Below are 18,827 nucleotides of genomic sequence, written 5' to 3' on the forward strand. Positions count from 1 at the left end.
AGGATCGTGCACAGCGCTGCGCTGGGCAATCGCAGGGCTTTTCAGTCGGTGGGCTGACGCCGGATGAAGTCCGACATCCCCGGCACGGTGAACGCGATCCGGCCGTGTTCGGGGGACCAGATCAGACCTTTGCGAATGAGCGAGTCCCGGACATCGCTGACGCCCGTCGTGGTCACTCCCATCGCCGCGGCGACGACTCCCGAACGCGGTGCTTCGTCTGCGGCGAGCGCTATCGCGCGCATGTAGCGACGCTCCCTGTCGGAGGGGCGATTCCATCGCGACGGGAAGAACCCCTCGTCCAGCGCTCGTCGTCCTTCCTCGACCGCGAGGTGGGCATCGTCCTCATCGAATACTGCTGTGGCAGCGACGTTCCAGACGGCTTTGCCGTATTCCTGCAGGAAGTACGGGTACCCGCCGCTGACCTCGACGAGAAGGGCCAGGGCGTCGGGGGTGAAGGACCCGCCGTGCTGGTTGACAGGGATTTCCAGAGCTTCGGCGGCATCGGCCGGTGTCAGGGGGCCGATGGTGCTGTAGGCGAACTGCCGCTCCGCGTACGACCGGTTGTCGGCGAGCACCGACGGAAGGTTGGGCAGGCCCGCGCCGATGACGAAGAACGGCCACTCCCGCTGGCTGGCCCGATGCTGTACCGACAGCAACGCGCCAAGGAGGTCGGAATCGAGGTCCTGCATCTCGTCGATGAACAACCCGAACGCGGTGCCCTTCCTCTTCATCGCGGCGCTGATCGCCTCGACGAGCTCTTCGAGGTCAAGGTCGATGTCTCCGCTCGCGGCACCGTGATCGAGCGACAATTCGACTTTTGCCGGTCCAACTCCAACACCGAGGGTGAACCCGCGGGCGAGAGAAATCAGGTCGTCGAGGGCCTTCTGCATCTGATGTTTGCGGCTGAACCTGCGCAGGCCAGCGGCGAGTTCGGCCCCGAGCTTGGCGCGCACGGCGCTGACGCCGGACTCGTTGGGCCGTGCCTCGAGGCCGATCGTCAACCAACCTTGACGTTCGGCGTGTTCGGACAAGTTGTTGAGCAGCGTGGTTTTGCCGACTCCGCGCAGGCCGGACAGGATCATGCCCCGGTCGTAGTTGCGGTTCTTGCTCCGGGCTACCAGCAGGTCGAACTCCTCTCGTTGACGGGTGCGTCCTTCGAGTGCGGGCGGGCGCAGGCCCGATCCAGGCTTGAACGGGTTCAGAGCTGGGTCCATATGGACAACTATAGCTGTTTATGGTCAGGTGCCCATAAATACCAATAATTGGCCATAGATAACGAGCCTCAAACGGGGTGGACTTACCAGTACGGGCTTGGCTTCCGCATTCGGATAGTACTTCGTGTACTTATTGCGGACAGGTATTGACACTGAGAGCGGTCTTATGTGATGCTGCATGCGGGCAGCCGGAAGGGCTGCTCTCAAGCGACAGGGGAATTCGATGGCAGTGTTGGTCAATACATCCCGGACAGTCGGTCCCGATATGAGCGAGGCTGACAAGGCCCACTACACCGTGGGAATCTGGCCGTTCCATCGCAGCCAGACGATCGCAGACATCGAGTCGTACGCGGACATCATCATCGGTGTCACGAGCGGAATCATCACGGTCGTCAAGGCCGTCGCGAAAGTTGTACCGTCGACCGCTGACTCGAACCGGTGGGAAGTCCTCACCGAGGACGACACCACACTCGATGAGCGGATCCGAGGTCTACTGGGGCAGCGTCTGTCACCGGACTTCGCGTGGAAGCCCGGACAGGGCTGGCCGGTCAAGCTTTTCGATACCGACACGGTTCTCGAAGCCCACCGTGCAGGACCTCCGGAGGTCAGCCTCGGGGGGTACAGGTTGAGCGTTGACGCAGTCGGGATCGCTCATCTGCACATGCCCCGAGGTGGCGACGTCCATATCCACGCAGGTGCGTGAGATGGCAGCGCTGCGGCGATCACCGGTCCAACGAATGGTCTTCGAAGTCGACGACACCGATCCGATGTACATGCGGTGTGTGGGGGTCTACGCAGAGGACGTCGCACGCGAGCGAGCGGCAGGGATGAACCACGCGAGGCATGCTGACGGTGGGCGTGGGCTGAGGTTCGTCGTATCGGACGCACTACCGCTGGTCGCGGTCGGCGGGTTCGAGTTGACCGTCAACGACGGACACGCTCATCTCTACCCACCACCGCACTCGACCGTCATTATCCACCCGCACAGCTGAGAAAGGTTGTGAAGAGGCAGTTACATGATTTGTGAGGGCAGCCTGCCAAAGTTGTAGTCCGCCATGGGCGTCTTCGGATTCCTCGGCGGTGCGCCTTCGACCCGCATACTCCCCAGCCAGCGCAGTATCGCGAATCATTCGAGCAGATGCCCGCAGCAGTGTCTGTGACACGCTCGACCGCACGTCCTGTGTTCGAGAGGTGGGCGGGTGGATGATCAGACGATGGCGGATGCTCTATCCCCGACCGGCTTTTGCCAACCCGCGCACCGATACCCGCTACTGAACCTCCTGCCAGCGGCTGGGCGTGAACCACGGCACGTTGAGCTGGTACTCGGCATCGAGCGCGTGCCACATATCCAGTGCTTCTTGGCCGGAGAGGTGGCCCCCGTCCGGAAGATTCTTCATGCCGCACCTCGTCGCTACCGCTTTCGCCAAGATCCCGTGGTGGAAGACGACCGCGGTATTCGAGTCGCATTCCATCGTGACGCTCGTGGCCGGGTCGTAATCGACCTCGACTGCGTCGAGCCCGATGATCATCCGGGGAGCGGTGTCGACGAACGAGAGCACGAGATCTCCTGCAGACATCGGGTGGGTCACGAACCACAGGTCACCGCCCCCGTATCCGGTGTGCATATCGCGCAGTGCCTCGGCGTACGGAGCGCCCGTGCAGATATGCAGTCTGCTGCGGGGCTTGAGGACGGGCAGCGGAGGCAGGAGGAAGGGCGGAGGAAGCGACAGTTTGTCCACCTGAGCAAGTGTGCCAGCGGCAGCCCGATCGGACTGCCGCCTCGGGGTATCTGCGCCGACGGATACGCGCCACCCACGCGTTCTGCGCCGAACTCCCCTGTGCCACTCTCACTTCGAGATGGTGGACCCCAGGGGAGTTCCAGGGCATGTTCACAGCGTGGTCGCAACGGAGGAACAGCCCTTGTGGCTGGTCCACATCGAGGGGTCGGGCTAGACCGGGCAAGGGAGCGGACCGGTGGTGCGCGGACGGCGGTCTCTGCGAACTCTCCGCACCCAGCGGTAACTACTACTGCACGATTTCGCAGACGGGCGCGCGTTCTGTTCACCACCGTTGGGGGAACCCCTCACCGCGGAAATCTACGATGGCCTGATCACAGTGGGTTCGGATGGCGAGACAGGCTTCCTGGCGGATTCGGGCGGCAAGTCGCACCTCGAAGATAGGCAATCGATGCAGGACCACCACATTCCCCACGGCAGCACCCTGACGGCGTACGGAATGACCTGCGCGTTCGACGGCCTGAACGGTGGTGCGAGCTGCCGCCACGACGGAACCGGACACGGCTTCACCATCAACACCTTGAGCTACCGATTCTTCTGACGATCCCACCGACACGAGGGGCGTGGCGCACCGACACAGAGTCCAGCCGCCACAAACGCCGGCGACGACCCGGCGCAGGGGAGTGCCGGGCCGGACCCCAGCGTGGCCGGAGGCCGATAAGCAACCCTTATGTCAGGCCGGCCAGGAGCCTATTCGCACGCTCGGTATCGGACGATCGTTATGTAACAACAGGATTCGCCGGTGTTATTGCCGTCCAGCAGACCAGATAGATGTCGTTGGAGTCGATCACCGGGAGCACCGGCGGCGCGGGAGGTGGAGTCAGCCCGCGAAGATCGGCCAAGTCCCGCAGCGCAAGAACTCTGTCGCGGTCCGATACGCCCGGCATGGTCAGCTCGCGGCGAATCTCGCGTTGAATACGCAGCGCATACGGTGCATTGAGCCTGGTCGCCAGCGAATCCTGCAGATCGCCGAGAAAGCTGCCGTGATCGCGAACCAGAGCTGTCGCATCGCGCATCACCCGCGGTATCTCAGCTGCGAGATTCGCAGGGTCGGTTTGATACATCCACTGCGTATGGATGTGCTGCTGCGCTACCGCCCACGCGGCGAACGCTGCCTCGTACATGGTTTCGCCCAGGATCACCGGCGTCGTCTCGACCTGCGGGTCGGCGTGCGCCAGGCACGACAGTGTGTCCTCGACAACGACGGGATCGTCGCCGACAGTCTGCACGGTCAAGTCCGCATTCAGGGGGACATATCGATACCAGGGCTTCGCGTGGTCACCGATGCGCGCGCAGAACACGAAACCAGGATCGGCTCCCGCTCGCGCGAAGCCGGTGCCCGAGCCCCACGGCAGGGCGAGGACGCGATGCTTGGTGTTCGTGTCACGGAACGCATTGGCCAGTCGCCTGCGGTATTCCTCTCCGGAGAGAGTGGCATTGCCGTCATCGTTGAACAGCGCCGCTTCTTCCCGCCGGATCTGCTCGATGCGCTCTCGTGTGTCGGTGATGCTGCGATCGACCGGGGCGACGCCGGGGAGGACTTCACCGACACCGATGGACGCCGCCGCTTGTTTGAGCTTGCGTTGAAGCCGTTCTTCCAATCGCAGCAGCCTGTCGAGGTCGACGTCAGGGAAGAAGCACCGCATGAACACTTCCGTGTGTGGTGATCCGATGCGGTCGATGCGGCCATGGCGCTGCACCAAACGCATCGGGTTCCAGGGCAGGTCGTAGTTGATGATGTGCCGTGCCTGTTGCAGGTTGACGCCTTCGGCGAGAACGTCGGTGGTCACGATGAGGTCGTACTTGTCTTCTTCCACGCCGGTCCCGGCGGTGAGCGGTGCGAAACCGATGATGACGTCGGACCGGTTGATCTTGTCCGGCCCGCTCACGGTGACCGCGCGTCCCTGGTACACCGCAAGCCGCGGATCGGTTTGTATCGCACCCACCAAGGCAGTCTCGAGATATCGCGCGGTGTCCGCGAAGTACGTGAACACCAGAACCTTGCGCTTGTTGCGGGTGTCCTGCTCACCGATGCCCTCGGCCGCGGCGTCGTGGGCGATGGCGGCGAGTTCCTCGACGAGGGCCTTGATCTTGGGATCTGTGCCCGAATGGACCGTGCGTACCCGGAGCTCGAATGCCTTGAGCAGGTCGCGGTCCGCTCGCACGGCGTCGGTGAGTGCCGCGACGTCGTAGTCGGCGGCAGGAGCGACACCGTCCAGATCGTCCAGGGAGTCCATCCACTCGTCGACGTCCTCGACGTTGGTCGTCGCCCACTCCCGCAGGGTGTCGCCGGTCAGGACGAGGCCGGCGTCCAGTGCAGCGAGAAACTGATCGTGGGAGCCGATCATCTTGCCGACAGTGCGCTCGAACGCAAACGACGATGACTCGAATCGCTTGAGCAGACCCGACCGGAGCAGTCCCGCATTCTGAGCCTCGTACTGCTCGGTGTCGCCGTCCTTGCGAAATCGGGAAGGCACGTACCGCGCCATTGTCAGCACCGCGCCGGGGTCGTCGAGGATCACACCGGCGGCGAGGGCATCGGAATCGGGGTCATCCTGCACGTTCGCGCCGAGCGCGATCGCGAGGTCGTCGAACACTCCGGGCAGTACTTCGTTGAGGTTGTAGTCGACCTTGACCACCCGGCAGGTTGGGAACGTGATCTCCTTCTCGATACCGTTGATGACGATCTTGTCCCCGACGTAGTGGTTCTTGACGAACCGACGGGTGCGGCGAACGGCCACTTCGTCGAGAACGTCGAAAAGATGCTCGGGGGAGAGATCATCGGGATTCATCGCGATTGCACGCTGGAAGTACGCGCGAAGCGACGGGATACCGACATCGCCGAACGCAGCATCGTTCGGCGCGAAATACGTGATCAAGTTGTACAGATCTTCGAGACTGTTGTTGACCGGCGTCGCAGTCAGTTCGACGAGATCCTTCGGATTGGGCCCGGACAGCAACTGCCGTATCGCATCTGCGCGTAGCGTCTTGTCATTGCGGAGCGCGTGGGCCTCGTCGACGACCACCATGGCGTATTCGTCGAGCGCTTGCAGCCTCGCTGTTCGCGCACCTGCATCTTCGATGTCCACGACCAGCTGCTCGAACGACAGGACGTCGGCCCGCAGATTCTTCTCCCGCAGGAACGGTGTCCACGTCGAATCACGCAAGGTGGCCGGGCAGATTATCAGTACCTTCTGGCGACGGTCGAACACGGCTTCGTGAATCAGTTCGCCGGCGAGAAAGGTCTTACCGAGTCCGACTTCGTCGGCGATTAGGACCCCTTTACGCCGTGCGAGGATGCGGCGGGCGCGCCAGACGCCGTCTGCCTGAAAGGCCGTCAACCCCAGTCGGGAGGAGATGGCAGTTTCGTCGTCGAGGTCAGCGCCGTAGAGCTCGAACAGCATTCGGAGGAATACATCCCATGGTTGGTGCTGTGACCAGCGAGCCTCGAACAGTGCCGCCAGATCGTAGGGTGCCGATGCCTCCCATTGTTCGTTGAACCAGTCCAGTACCTGGTTGACGGTGTGGGGGTCGTACTTGCCGAGGTTGAGTTCCTTGTTCTTGGCGAGACCGGCGTAAGTGAAGTTCGACGATCCGGCGATGACGGCTGTCGCATCTGTTTCGACGATGAAGGCTTTGCCGTGCAGAAAACCCTGCTCGTAGCGGCGAACCTGAACGGACGGATTGTCTTTCAACCATCGAACGAGTCGGCGGGCTTGCTGGTCGGATTCTCGTGTGAACCCCAGGAGGTCGCGGTCCTCTTCCAACGAGCGACGGTGGCCCTCAAGCGCACGCTGTATTTCAGGCGATGGACCGCGGCGACGACGGCGCTCGGCAAGGACGCGTATACGTGGGCGGTCTTCGGCCTCTGTGGGTTCGGCACCGAGCAGGAGCCTCACCCCACCGGTTTGCTCGAGCTCTTCGGCCAGGAGGTTGAATCCGCCGGGGTTGAAATAAGCCGTAGCGATGGCCAAGGCAGGGGGAACGACAAGACGGGTACGAAGGCCTCCCAAGAGGCTGTTAATCGCGTCCGCGACCCGTTCGATCCCTTCCCTGTTGGTGCTGAACTCCGCACGATACGTCGCATTCGGTCCGTCGTTGATCACTTTGTCACCTTGGCCTTCCATGAATCGAAATGACTCAAAACCGCGGTCAAGCGCGGTTGGTAGTTCCATCCTCGGTGGAAGGTTTCGAAGACATGCACGACCTCGTCGCGGTCGAGGTCGTACAACAGGCTGACCAGCGCATCGAGTTCGGCAATCAGGTCAGACTTCATCGTCTCGTCTGCGACGGAACCGGTTTTGACCCCGACTTCATCGGCCCACTTACGGTAGCGCTCATCAGTAGCTGCCAGCCGTCCGGCAATTTCGACTACCTGCTTTCGCAAAACACTGTCAGGGTCTGGCCGTGGGACAGGAAGACCATTGAGAATGTGGAAATTCATGCTGAGCTCAACGACCGTACGCGCGATCCAGTCCAGCGGAATGCTGCACAGGACACCGAGGAGATACGCTTCGTCTCGGCTATCTCCTGACGGAAACAAAAAGTACGGCGCTTTATTAGTGGCAACCCGCCCGGCGGGAACCAATACAGCGCGCATCGTCCGGGTATCGGTCGATCGCGATATATCCCTGAACATGATGCGAGTATTCAGGCACGGCAGAGTGGTCTCATCTTCAATTTGGGATTGAGAGAATTCGGAGAACGCGGACCTTTTCAGTCGTGCCTGTCGGTGCCGGCGAGATTGGAGCTCGGCCTGTGCATGTTTGGGGTCCGCCCATCCGTAGTAAGTTCCGGTGTCGGGTTGCCATATGTCGAAAGAAGCACCTTTGAAAACCGGCCATCCGACTGCCTTGGATAGATCTGTCGAAAAATGCTTCTTGTCGTTTGTCGCGTCGAATTCACGTTGAGGACGTGCCCTCCACGATCCTGAACGGACGTCGAGCCGCGGGTGTGACCGCATCTTGATGAAGATCGACAGCGCCGCAGCGTCTGGAATTGCAGGGAAAGCTGCGCCGTCGGACCATCCCCGAAAGTCTTCCGTCGATACTTCCGCACTCCCCAATCCAACTTTCTGTCGATACTCGGAAAGTGAGGCGAACGGCCCGCGAAGCTTAAGCGCACCGGAGTATTGCTGGCCCTTTCTGATCGTCACCAGGCCAACCGTGTAGCGGTGCTCCATGTCATCGAATACCCATCCTTTAGTGTTGACCAGAAGGGTCACGTCGGAGAAAGTGCCGTTCGTTAAAATATCTTCACGCCACTCGGCACTGCCCGCAGCGCTGAGAGCGCTTCGCGGTAGGACAACCCCGATCGCACCGTCTTGGCGAAGTGCCTGCCAGAATCTCCAGGTAAACGCCTTGTACAGGTCTGGATCGCCCGTGCCCATCCCCGGAAACGGGCCCTTGAGAAGAGCGCCGCGCAGCAGACCGGCCTCAATAATTGCTGCCTCGTACTCGGAGACGAGGTCCGTGCGCGTTTCTTCGAGTTCTGTAATCCGCTCCTTCTGCGCTTTATCTTTCAAACTCTTCAAACCAGGGAAGCGAAGTGCCCACCATCCCAGTTTTTCTACGGTGGTTTCTTCCCACGGGGGGTTGCCAAGGAGAACGTCGAAGCCGGGTCGTTCGCGGAGAAATACCTCAGGGAAGAGGACGGGAAAATGCGCTGCTTGAAGATGCCTGATCTGTTGCTGCACGTCACTTTTCTTTGCGGCGCGGATCGCAGAGTCCGGGGTCGCGACCCGACTGATCAATCCCAGCCTGGTGGCAATAGCGGCGTCGAAGATCGCCGAGACGCCGTGTGCGTCCTTCCGTGCCTGAGCATGTGCTTTGGTAGCTTCTCGGACTTCCTTCTTGGTTGCTTCGGATGTCCTGGCGACCCTCAGTAGTCGTTCGCGCGCGGTGTTCAGTTCTTCGAGGATCTGGTCTTCGAAGATGCTGATTGTGCCGTCGCTTGCGTCGGGGTCGAGGATGTCCAACACTTCCTCGACGGTGGCGATTCCGGTCAAGCTATTGCCCACGACCAATCCGTGCGACAGTGAGCTCATTGGGAGTCCTGGCACGAATGTGTGGATCCAAATAGCGAGGCGCGCCAGCTCGACGGCAATGAGATTCAAGTCCAAGCCGTAGATGCATCGCCGCGCGATTTGCCGGCGCAAGACCGCGCGGGATTCTAGCTCGATGTCGAGTGATTCCGGCCCCAGCGTCTCTTGGGCGGTAACGGTCAGCCGGCGTAGTTCCTCCGTCACCTCTGGTATCGGGTGATTCGCAAGAAACGTCGCGAACCGGTTTTCGATGCGGTCTATTGCTGCTACCAGGAAGTGTCCGGATCCCATCGCGAGGTCGGCTACGCGGAAATCAAAGAACTTGTCGGCGGCCCGAGCGCCGTCACCTTGCTCAAGCAGGAGCGCAATGGCCTCAAGATGCGCAGTGAGGGCTGGTTCGAGAGATGCGTCGAGCAGGTGCTCGACGGCGAACGCTTTGGTGAAGTAGGAGCCGGACGCTTTTCGTGAGCCGGAGGCATTGTGGAAGTACACCTGGCCCGATGGGATCTCGACCATGTCCGAGGACTTCGCAGGTAGATAGGCACCCGTCTTGGGGTCGACTGTCAGATCATGCGGCGCGACACTCAATGATGATTCGAGAAGGCCTTCATAGATCGTGCCGAACTCGCGTACAGACAATGATCGAAAGTCGACGGGACCGAACGTTCCGTCTTCTCCGGTGTCTACGACGAGCGCTTTGAGAGCTGGGCCGATCTCGTCGTTGGTCAGTCGCATCGCGGCTATGGCCTTGCCCGATGGGTGCACCTCGTCACTTGCGAAGAGACCACCGTTGTATGCCGGCACACCCCACTCTTTGTTTCCGTCGTCGACCGCGCGCCAGATCGCCAGGAGGTCGTCCCACCGGTCGGTGGCCGCCGGGTCGAACGTCATGTCTGGGTTCTCGGCCAGTTCGCGTGCGGTGGTCTTAAGGGCTTTCTTGGTGTATCGAGGGTTGCGTTGGTAGGGGAGCAGGCCACGGTCTTCTGCGTAGGAGACGAAGAGAAGTCGGAACAAGATGATCAGGGTTTGGTGGTAGGCCTCCCCGAGATCAGCCTCCGATGTGGCACCCATCCGGTTCGCGACAGCCACTGCCAGTTGAGGGACCACGTCGACGTAGACCCGGTCGCGGAGCCGCTTTCCGAGTGCGGCGGCGTGATCGGACGAGGCGTCGAGTATCGCGGAGACGCTGCCGTTGGAGCTCAGTGCATTGGACGAAAAGAGTAAAGGAAGGTATGCCGCATCGCTGTCGGCGAGCAACGCCAAGTCCAGTTCCGTGAATGTCTCTGCCTGACCCTTCCGCCCGACGCCGACGTCGGGTTTGGCGGGATAGAGCCGAATCTGTGTCCCTCTGGTGATGACCAGCCAAGGCAAGCCTTGTTGTTGGGCAATAGCCAGACCTTGCGCGACCGGCGATACTGCGCCAAAGCGAGCTGTTGGACGATCAAATACCTCGTGGTCATCGAGCAGAACGGCTACTGCGCGGTGGGTATCGTTCGACATCAGGATCAGCGCAACAGATCCGTGGGGCGTCGCCTTGTATCCCAGGCCGCGAATCAGATCGGTTCCGCGCTGCCGCAGTAGTGCGCTTCCCTTGTCGCGTTCACTCTGCCAATCCGGTCGTGTAGGAACACCTGCCCTCAGTTCGTGAGAGGCGAATAATCCAGCGTTGGTAAGGCCGGCAACCAGTTGATCTTTTTGTCCGATCAGCAGCCGATGGAAGGCGCGTTCAGCGTTGGCCTGGTCTGGCGCAGAGAGCGCGGCCGCGCAAATCCTCTCGACCTGCGATAGGTCTAAGTCAGTCAAGACGACAGGGTCGTCCTTAGTGCCACACACAGCAGCTTTGTAAGTTCCGTCGACAACGTAAGCAACAACGAGAACGACCGGCGCTGCCCGACGTCCCCATCTGATGGACCACAACCGACGAACCTCGTCGACTTTGGGTCTAATCGCCGCAGAGGCCACCGCGATTTCCAATGCGTCGATGCCGTCCGCGATGAGCACTCTGTCAGTAACGAGCGACACCGGGGCACCGGTTGGCTTCGTCCACGGGATTTCACGGACATCCGCGTCACCGAGGAACTGCTCGAAGTCGCTCACTAAGCCTCCGTGGGGGTTACTTCAATCACGAGATCAACGTTGTCGACCCTAGTTTGCGGAGGTCGAACGAAGAGTGATCGGCCCATATGCAGCGTGGCCGACAGGCCATACTGGTGCTCATCACAGCTGACATCTCGTGATGTGCAGCATCCCAACGGCCGCAGAAGTGGCCCAGAGAGAACGGTAAAAATTGGGCGAGTGGAGGACGGTCACGCGGACTCGCTACCTGGATTCACGTTCTTCCCGTACGAGGCCGGGTCCAGATCGAGCGGTCCGTGGCGGGTAGAGAGGCATAAGCAGTTGCTCTGGCATGAGGTCGGCGAAGCGAGGGTGTAATCGAAGAGTGGTTCTTTTCGTGTCGGTGGCCTTGGGCATACTTGGCACCAAGTGCAGCGACCGTCATCAGGCGTCGCATCTGGGCGACACTTACTCGGAGATCCTCACGGGGATGCACCGGCCGGTGACGACGATCGGAAAGATGTGGCAGAAGAGACGGAGCCTGGCTATACAGGTCAGGCTGGAGAGGACTCGTACTTGCTAGCGCAGGTACGAGAGTCCTTCGGTCGCGTGGTCTACAGCCACAAAACCCGCGAAAAGCAGGCCGACATTTGCTTCACGAAGCACCGGTGGCAGCAGGGTGTCCTTATTGCGCTCACGGCTGTCAGCTCCGGCACCTTCCTGGTCGCGGTGGTCGGCCTATTCGGAGACTCGGCACTTACCAGTCTGGTCACATCGTTCATCGCGCTCCTGGTGACCTGGATCAGCCTTGGGGCCAAGAATTTCAGGTTCGCGGACGAATCCGACGCCCATCGCGGCGTCGCCTCCCAGCTCTGGGACATCCGTGAGTCTTACATCTCCTTGATCTCCGACCTGATGTCCGGCGGCATCTCCGATGAGCAGGCCAGGACTCGGCGCGACGAGCTCCAGGAGGCCACCCGCGGCGCTTACGCCGACTCTCCTAGGACGACCTCGAAGGCATACACACGGGCGCAAGAAGGACTCAAGCACAACGAGGAGATGACCTTCTCTGGCAACGAGATCGACCTGTTCCTCCCCGAAGCGCTTCGTCTCAGTCGGGGCGAGGCACGATCGTGAAGACATCGGAAATCTTCGACGCGTTACTCGCGAACCTCAAAGTCGGCGGCACGGCGGCGTCGGTTGGGGCGCGCAGAGACGAAATTACGAAGTCGCTGAACAAGGACTTCCGGTCCAAGGACGGCGACACCGCCCACAAGTTGATGGTCGGCTCCTACGGCCGGCACACCGCCGTCAAAGGTGTTTCCGATCTCGATATGATTTACATCCTCCCTTCCGATATCCGGACCGATTACAGCAGTGAATCCGGTCCGCGAAGGATGCTCGAGCGCGTCCGGGACGACCTGAAGGCTCGCTACTCGAACACCGACATCCGCGTCGATCAGTGCGTTGTGCGCGTGCAATTCACGAGCAACGCTTTCAAGTTTGAGGTCCAGCCAGCGTTCGAGAACTCTGATGGCAGTTTCGATTACCCGGACACAGCCGCTGGAAGTTGGAAGGTCACCAAGCCTCGCGCCGAGATCGAGGCCACAAAGGCGTGCAACGACCGCACGTCGACGAATATGCGGCATCTTGCGAGGATGGCCCGAGCGTGGAAGAACGCTAACGGTGTAGGTATCGGCGGCCTGCTCATTGACACACTGGTGCATCGGTTCTTCGCCCAGACCACTGACTACGACTCGGCTGGGAGTGGATCGTTCGATTTGATGGTCCGCGACTTCTTCGGCTTCCTCCACCAGGAGCCGGACAAGGACTTTTACCTGGCACTGGGCAGTAGCCAGCGAGTAAAGGTCAAGGCGCGGTTCCAGCCGAAAGCCAAGAAGGCGTACAACCGTTGCCTCGAAGCGATCGCTGAAGAGGGCAAAACTTCGGCGAACAAGAAGTGGCGCGAGGTCTTTGGAACATCAGTGCCACTCAAGGCCGTCGTCGAATCGGCTCGCTCTTTCGACAACACCGAAGAGTTTGTCGAGCAGAAGTACCCGATCGACGTCCAGTACATGCTCGCAATTGACTGCACCGTTGCCCAAAACGGTTGGCGTCCGGCATCCCTGCGCGAGATGCTCCACGCCAAATCTCTGCTTCTGCCCAACAAGGAATTGGACTTCACCATCGCCGAGTGCGACGTTCCTGGTTCATACGATGTCCGTTGGAAAGTGCTCAACCAAGGTGATGAAGCCGAGCGTCGGAACCAAATTCGCGGGCAGATCGTCGAGCCGAACCGCGTGACCGGCAGGCACGAACGCACCTCCTTCCGCGGCGAGCATGTGGTCGAATGCTATGTGGTACAGGATGGAGTAGTGGTCGCACGGGACCGCATTGACGTGCCGATCAGCGCGACGCCTGGTGCTTCCGCCTAGTTGATACCGCCTTGACGCGCAGGGGACCGGCAGTCCGACCTGGCGTCAGATAGGGAGGCGCAAGGAAGCCATCGAGCGTGACCGAATCGGGCATCGGGTGCGATTCGTGTCCGCTAGTTTGTGTCATCTTTACCGGACGGCATCGGCCTGACGCGCGTCGATCCGACGCGACTGGCCAAGTTACGATCCTTGGTGCGTTTGCTGGAGAGAGCGCGCGGGGCAGCTGCCATCCTCGCCACGGATTCGTCGGAGCTCAGTTACCACGAGCGCGCCTCTTCAATTGCTCTGTTGAACGCCTCGCAGACGCCGTCTTCGTCGATGAGCCGGGATCAAACCACACCGCGTCGAGCTTGCCAGTTTTTCGATCGACTGCACACGTTTCACGAGCGAACGAGTTGCGCTGCCAACGCGCGGCTGTCCAGGTATTTCTACAACGACATTCATTACCGATAACAGATATTATGACGTATGCGCTGCTCACAACCGCTACAGCGCTGAATACGTTCGGTATCAAGATCAGTTCAAGCTGAGTTCAGAACCTTCCGCTGAAGTCGGCCGAGAGCGAATTTGTCCGTCAGCTCACGCCGTTCCAGTGGTGTGGGCGACGACCGAACAATCCACCCGAGCGGCGAATTGAAGTACAGCGTCACCGCGAGGTTGCCGCCTCTACTGGCCACGCAGGGCAACACGACGTCCTCTGCCGGCGCTGCTGCCTCGTAAGTGACCGCAATGATCGTCGTGGCTTTGCCGCACCGTCGCCTATCCGATGTTCGGAATGCCGCCCGGGCCGCAAACAGGAGTTGTGTCGATGGGTTGCGTCCTGACATTGGAACCGATCGAGTAGATAAAATGCCCGTGCCTGACCTGCGGACATACGTGGTTCGACGAGACCCACAGGGAAGAGGAGTTCAAGTTTTGACAAGCCGCTGTGTGTAAAGGCGGGGACGTCTCGGTGGCGGGCCTATGAGGCACCGAAGGCCGACCCCAGCAGCCCCTGGCGTTGCGCTGGCCCAGTAGCACAGACCAGACGCAGGCTGAGGTCGTCTCCCCGATCGAACCGCTGTTTCTCGGTAGTATCAAGATTCGGGTGTCGTACGGCCTCGCCCTTGTCAGATCGATCCGTGGGAGGCGGTCATCAGGTGGTGTGGACGGCGGGATATCGGCCCCGCAGCGTTGCCAGCGTCGTCTTTCCGGATTCTTCCTCGACTGCCCAAAAATCCCAGCCATTGACTGCACCGCCGTCCTTGGCCGCGCTCGCAGCGGCGCTCGGCGTGGGGTATTCGGTTCCGTTGAACCCGATCCCACCGCCGTCGAGGATTGTTGCGCTCGCCGGCCAAGCACCGTTTGTTGAGGTCAATGTCGTTCCGCCGGACACGAGACCCGTTGCGATGAGGTGGGAGACCGTGATGCCGTGGAAACGACTTGTCCGGGTTCTGCCGGTTTCGGAGGTACTGATGCCGGAGTCATCAGCGGTGGCTGGATTATGCCCGAGCAGCCGCAGGACACGGCTGACCGGCAACACACAGGCTTCCAACGTCGCGCGATCGAAAGCCGGCAACGTTTCGTCGCTGGGTCTCACGCCGTTGCTCAGCTGCGCGTTCTCTGCTGCGTTCAACAGGTCGTAAAGCCTGCCTTCGAGCCACGCGACCTGCGCCGAGTTAAAGCTGTGCGTGGTGTCTCGCTGGATCAGCAAAGCCCTACGCCAATGGTCTTTGGATTTGAGATGCGACATCAGGCGTGTACGGATGCCACCGGGAGCGGCCATCCCGACGTAGCACCCCCATTTCCCGTCGGCGTCGACAGGATCGAGCAGCACGTAGTTGCCGGGCCGGTCCCACTCGGGACCGAGCCGCGAGACGTAACTACGTTCGACGACCGCAAGTCGAAGCGCAGCGTGAGAGTCGTACATCACGATGGGATCAACCACCGTTTCCGGGAGCAGAACTGTCACAGGCAGATAGTCGGTTTCGGATGCAGGCACCATGTCAGTATTGCCGAACGATCATGATCACGATCACGGTTACGGACAGCCGGGTTCGTCAGCTTGCTGAGGCCAAGGCGCTTCTAGATCGGCGCACGTGAGGAATTGGTGCGAGCTCGAAATATGGAAAAGGTGCAGTGAGTGAAGATAACGGTGGTTGCAGAAACGTCATGCGTGATCCCCGAAGATCACGACTTCTTTCAAGAGACATACAGCGGCCCCGTCAACGCTGGCTATGAGCCGAGCGGGGTGGAGTTGACAGTCGAGTTCGCGGCACTATCACGCACTCACCTGATTTGGCGCGTCGACGACGGTCGGCACAACACCCGCGACTACCTCCGCTTCTTGTTGTCGGCATCGGCCTGGAGATTTCTCGAACACAGCTTCGTCACCTTCTATGTCGAGGACATCGCGATATCGTTGGCGAACCAATTGCACAGCCGCGACGGTCTTGTGATCAGCGAGCGCGCGCAGCGAAACACGAGGTACGACCGTTTCGAGATCGGCCCGACCCTTCCCGAAGAGGTCGAGGCCCACGACGACCTCCGCGCTGAGATGCACGAGCTGTTCCAACACTCCGTGCGCGTGTGGGGAAACATCCGCAACAAGCTCAGGAATCGAGGTGTGTACAGCGAGTATTCGGCAGCTGCGGCGCGGGCCGCACTTCCGAACATGGCGACGACGAAGCTGACGGTTACGGGCAGTGTGCGGTCATGGGCCCAGCTGCTCGTCGAATGTGACTCGGTGAGGTCGGAGCCTGACATGCAGCGGTTCGCGGAGTCGATTGGAGCGATCCTCGCCGAGCGGCACCCGGCGTTGTTCGGCGACGTGCGATTCGAGGTGTGGGATGTCGACAAGAACGAGAAGTGGGCTGTATCGAACCGTTCAGGCAGGGCGATGAGGCACCCTTGATGGGGTTGCTTGCCTGTCACGGGTAAGCCTGGACGCGCAAACCCAAGGAGTGAAAATGAATGCAACCGGCATCCGTTCCCACGTCGTCGCCTACACCGTCGGTGCCGCATTGGTCGCTGTTGCAGCGGGCTGCTCGTCCGATGCTTCCAACGACGAAGTAACGGCCGCAAGTGTGTGTGCACAGATCGAAGACGCCGGCATCGGTGAAAATTGCGTCCCAAGCGAACCCGGTGGGCTTCAAGTGGCAGCAACAGAAGTCTACGATTTCGACCTCATATCGGTGCCCGGAGAGGGCGGAGCGGTCATGAAATTCGACAATCCGGAGCAATACAGCAGAACGGTGGAGAGCTTCGAGGAAGCGGCCTTTCTCGCCGGGCCGCACCGATACGGCTCTGACAGCGCTCTTGTGTTCGTACAGATCAACGAAGGGCTCTCAGCCGACGGCGGTGCGGAGGTCAAGGGGATCGTCGACGACCTGTAGCTGCGCCGACCTTTTTGGGGGCGGCAGGCCCCATCAACCTGCAAACGGCGTAACAAATCGAACGTCTTCGGGTATCTCACCTACATCGGATGTAGGAGATGCGATGACTACAGCTCACGCTTCGCGCGTCACGTCAATGGTGTTTTCGTGTCGGTGCGGCAGCCTGGAGTCGGGGGCGCTTGCGCGGACGATGCTGATTCTCGCCGCAGCGGGCACTGTGGTGTGCGCGGGGTGCGGGTCTGAGAACGGCGATACGACAGGCCCAGCACCGGCGTCGACAACTACCAGGGCCAACGAGAACTACGATCCGGACGTCGTCTGCACGGACTTCGAGCATGTTCATGATTCGTTAGTACGAGATATTAGGGATGGCAGTCCATTTTGGATTGCAGAGAGCACGTTGAAGCCGGAACCCGGTAAAGAGAACATTTTCTACTATCTTGGCGTTCTAGGGCGTGGGTCAGGGTCGGGAGTCGCCATGTTCTTCATGTCGAAAGCCCTACCTTCTGAGCCTGCACGGCTCATCGATAGTTTCCACGACGTCACGGAGTTCAACAGCGATTCACAGCGTGTTGCCGAGGCCTGCGCCGAAGAGGGCAACCCCATCTTCATTTCGCTGCTCCCTACCCCACCTAGGTGACGAACGCCGCTATCTGGGTGTCCGTACCCGGAAAAGGGGTGAGCCAGGACCGATATGGGCCTGCATGGGGTGGCGCGATGGACGCATCCTTCCGGACGGTCACTGTGCCCTTCTCCGAGCGCCTCCCCTGATGATGCGTCGATGTGCACTGTCGGGTGTGAGAAAACAACGGCGGGTTGTCTCGAGCGGGCGCAGACCTCCGCGGCGAAACCCGAGTGTGATTTGAGACCTCGCGATGACGCGAGGTGAGGTCGTCGAATGGCCCCAGTTCGAGGGTGGAGACCTTGTAGGAGGGCCGCTACGGCATGGGATGGGATCGGCGGTCTTCCGCGTTTGTCAGTTCTGCCGTCGGCGCTAGCTGTCGTTGTTGTCGAGTTGGTAGTTCGAGACTTTCCATGCGCCTGACTGTTGGGCGAGGGTCACGTTGGCGGCGTAGTGCGTGTACGAGGTGGTGTCACCGTCTGAGTGCTGGACGGTCTGACTGATGGTGACGGGCACGGTGGCGGTGTCTGCGTCGATGGTCGGGTCGCCGTTTAGCCGGACGACGGCGGTGACGACGTCGCCGCTGCGGGACCAGGCTGCCCACTCCGGCAGCGGGTTCGGCGCCGGAGTGGGCGGTTGCGCGGCCGCGGTGGCCATCGGTCCGGTCAGGTGGTCCTGCTGGCTGTGCAGTGCTTCCCACGTCGAGTCTTGGACGGCGGGCTGCCAGGTGAAGACTCCGGACATCACGGCGACGGCGACGGCGGCGGGTTCGGTGCCGATCGGGTCGAAGGCGTAGCCGGCGTCTGTTCCCGGTTGTTCTGGGGCGGGGGCGTTCGCGGCACCGAAGACGAGGACGACGATGACAGCGAGCGCAGCGGCTCCGGTCAGGCCGACTCCGACGAGTACCGCCAGGGCTCGGCGTGTCACAGCGTTCCGCCGCTGGCCGAGGTGTCGGTGTCCTCGGTCAGGAGGCCGAGTGCGTCTGCTTTGGCGATCATGACGGTCCACTGTGCCAGTGCGTCGGTCGTGGTGAAAGGGCGTTCGACGAGGGGGAGTCGGGCGATGATGTGCCCGGTGTTGTCGAGAACGAATGCTGGCCACCCACCGTCGTATTCACGCTCGACGAATCGAATGATGTGGCGGTCGGTGAGGTCGAAGATCAGTTCGTCGCTGAACCCGCAATCCAGTAGCCATCCGCGGGCGTCGTAGAGCTGCTCCGCGGTGGGCTGGTGTGCGTGGCTTTGCTGCGCGGTCGTCTGGTCATCGCTGGTCCGTGTGCTCATCTGCG

The 18,827-nt window shown here is 61.0% G+C and carries 14 protein-coding genes; 7 read left to right on the forward strand and 7 right to left on the reverse strand.

Annotated features, from left to right (window positions below; all coding sequences use genetic code 11):
• Window positions 1-41 precede the first annotated feature (41 nt).
• Complete coding sequence (locus J1M86_RS11055) at window positions 42-1,214, reverse strand: ATP-binding protein (RefSeq protein ID WP_206509828.1); 1,173 nt, start codon at window positions 1,212-1,214, stop codon at window positions 42-44.
• A 265-nt stretch (window positions 1,215-1,479) separates the two neighbouring features.
• On the opposite strand from J1M86_RS11055, the gene J1M86_RS11060 reads away from it, so the two are divergent.
• Both J1M86_RS11060 and J1M86_RS11065 read left to right on the forward strand, forming a co-directional pair.
• On the forward strand, window positions 1,480-1,917 hold the full coding sequence (locus J1M86_RS11060) for a hypothetical protein (protein WP_206509829.1): 438 nt from the start codon (window positions 1,480-1,482) through the stop codon (window positions 1,915-1,917).
• Window position 1,918: 1 nt separating this feature from the next.
• The gene (locus J1M86_RS11065; RefSeq protein WP_206509830.1) at window positions 1,919-2,206 is read left to right on the forward strand and encodes a hypothetical protein; all 288 of its coding nucleotides are present in this window, start codon (window positions 1,919-1,921) and stop codon (window positions 2,204-2,206) included.
• 276 nt (window positions 2,207-2,482) lie between these two features.
• Here the strand turns inward: J1M86_RS11065 and J1M86_RS11070 are convergent, their stop codons facing one another.
• The gene (locus tag J1M86_RS11070; protein WP_206509831.1) at window positions 2,483-2,953 is read right to left on the reverse strand and encodes a hypothetical protein; all 471 of its coding nucleotides are present in this window, start codon (window positions 2,951-2,953) and stop codon (window positions 2,483-2,485) included.
• Window positions 2,954-3,329: 376 nt separating this feature from the next.
• Between J1M86_RS11070 and J1M86_RS11075 the strand changes: the two genes are divergently transcribed.
• Window positions 3,330-3,551, forward strand: coding sequence for a hypothetical protein (locus tag J1M86_RS11075; protein WP_206509832.1), 222 nt, complete (start codon window positions 3,330-3,332; stop codon window positions 3,549-3,551).
• A gap of 178 nt (window positions 3,552-3,729) precedes the next feature.
• Here J1M86_RS11075 and J1M86_RS11080 read toward each other — a convergent pair whose 3' ends face one another.
• On the reverse strand, window positions 3,730-7,116 hold the full coding sequence (locus tag J1M86_RS11080) for an SNF2-related protein (protein WP_206509833.1): 3,387 nt from the start codon (window positions 7,114-7,116) through the stop codon (window positions 3,730-3,732).
• The gene (locus tag J1M86_RS11085; protein ID WP_206509834.1) at window positions 7,113-11,150 is read right to left on the reverse strand and encodes a hypothetical protein; all 4,038 of its coding nucleotides are present in this window, start codon (window positions 11,148-11,150) and stop codon (window positions 7,113-7,115) included. Before J1M86_RS11085 ends, J1M86_RS11080 begins: the two co-directional genes overlap by 4 nt.
• A gap of 480 nt (window positions 11,151-11,630) precedes the next feature.
• On the opposite strand from J1M86_RS11085, the gene J1M86_RS11090 reads away from it, so the two are divergent.
• Window positions 11,631-12,245: an SLATT domain-containing protein gene (locus tag J1M86_RS11090; RefSeq protein WP_206509835.1), complete on the forward strand. Its 615-nt coding sequence runs from the start codon at window positions 11,631-11,633 to the stop codon at window positions 12,243-12,245.
• Window positions 12,242-13,543 (forward strand): nucleotidyltransferase, encoded by a 1,302-nt coding sequence (locus J1M86_RS26835; RefSeq protein ID WP_206509836.1) that lies wholly within the window; start codon window positions 12,242-12,244, stop codon window positions 13,541-13,543. Before J1M86_RS11090 ends, J1M86_RS26835 begins: the two co-directional genes overlap by 4 nt.
• A 1,135-nt stretch (window positions 13,544-14,678) precedes the next feature.
• On the opposite strand, the gene J1M86_RS11100 is transcribed toward J1M86_RS26835, so the two are convergent.
• Window positions 14,679-15,494 carry a hypothetical protein gene (locus J1M86_RS11100; RefSeq protein WP_206509837.1) on the reverse strand — a complete coding sequence of 272 codons (816 nt, stop codon included), beginning with the start codon at window positions 15,492-15,494 and terminating at the stop codon, window positions 14,679-14,681.
• 171 nt (window positions 15,495-15,665) lie between these two features.
• Between J1M86_RS11100 and J1M86_RS11105 the strand changes: the two genes are divergently transcribed.
• Both J1M86_RS11105 and J1M86_RS11110 read left to right on the forward strand, forming a co-directional pair.
• Window positions 15,666-16,436, forward strand: a complete 771-nt coding sequence (locus J1M86_RS11105) for an FAD-dependent thymidylate synthase (RefSeq protein WP_206509838.1) — start codon at window positions 15,666-15,668, stop codon at window positions 16,434-16,436.
• A gap of 55 nt (window positions 16,437-16,491) precedes the next feature.
• On the forward strand, window positions 16,492-16,917 hold the full coding sequence (locus J1M86_RS11110) for a hypothetical protein (RefSeq protein ID WP_206509839.1): 426 nt from the start codon (window positions 16,492-16,494) through the stop codon (window positions 16,915-16,917).
• Between the two features lie 994 nt (window positions 16,918-17,911).
• On the opposite strand, the gene J1M86_RS11115 is transcribed toward J1M86_RS11110, so the two are convergent.
• Together J1M86_RS11115 and J1M86_RS11120 are read right to left on the reverse strand one after the other, a co-directional pair.
• A complete protein-coding gene (locus J1M86_RS11115; RefSeq protein WP_206509840.1) occupies window positions 17,912-18,466 on the reverse strand; it encodes a hypothetical protein in 555 nt (184 codons plus the stop codon).
• Window positions 18,463-18,822 (reverse strand): hypothetical protein, encoded by a 360-nt coding sequence (locus J1M86_RS11120; RefSeq protein ID WP_206509841.1) that lies wholly within the window; start codon window positions 18,820-18,822, stop codon window positions 18,463-18,465. Before J1M86_RS11120 ends, J1M86_RS11115 begins: the two co-directional genes overlap by 4 nt.
• Window positions 18,823-18,827 lie beyond the last annotated feature (5 nt).

Source organism: Rhodococcus sp. KRD197, from assembly GCF_017168235.1.
Classification (GTDB): Bacteria; Actinomycetota; Actinomycetes; order Mycobacteriales; family Mycobacteriaceae; genus Rhodococcoides.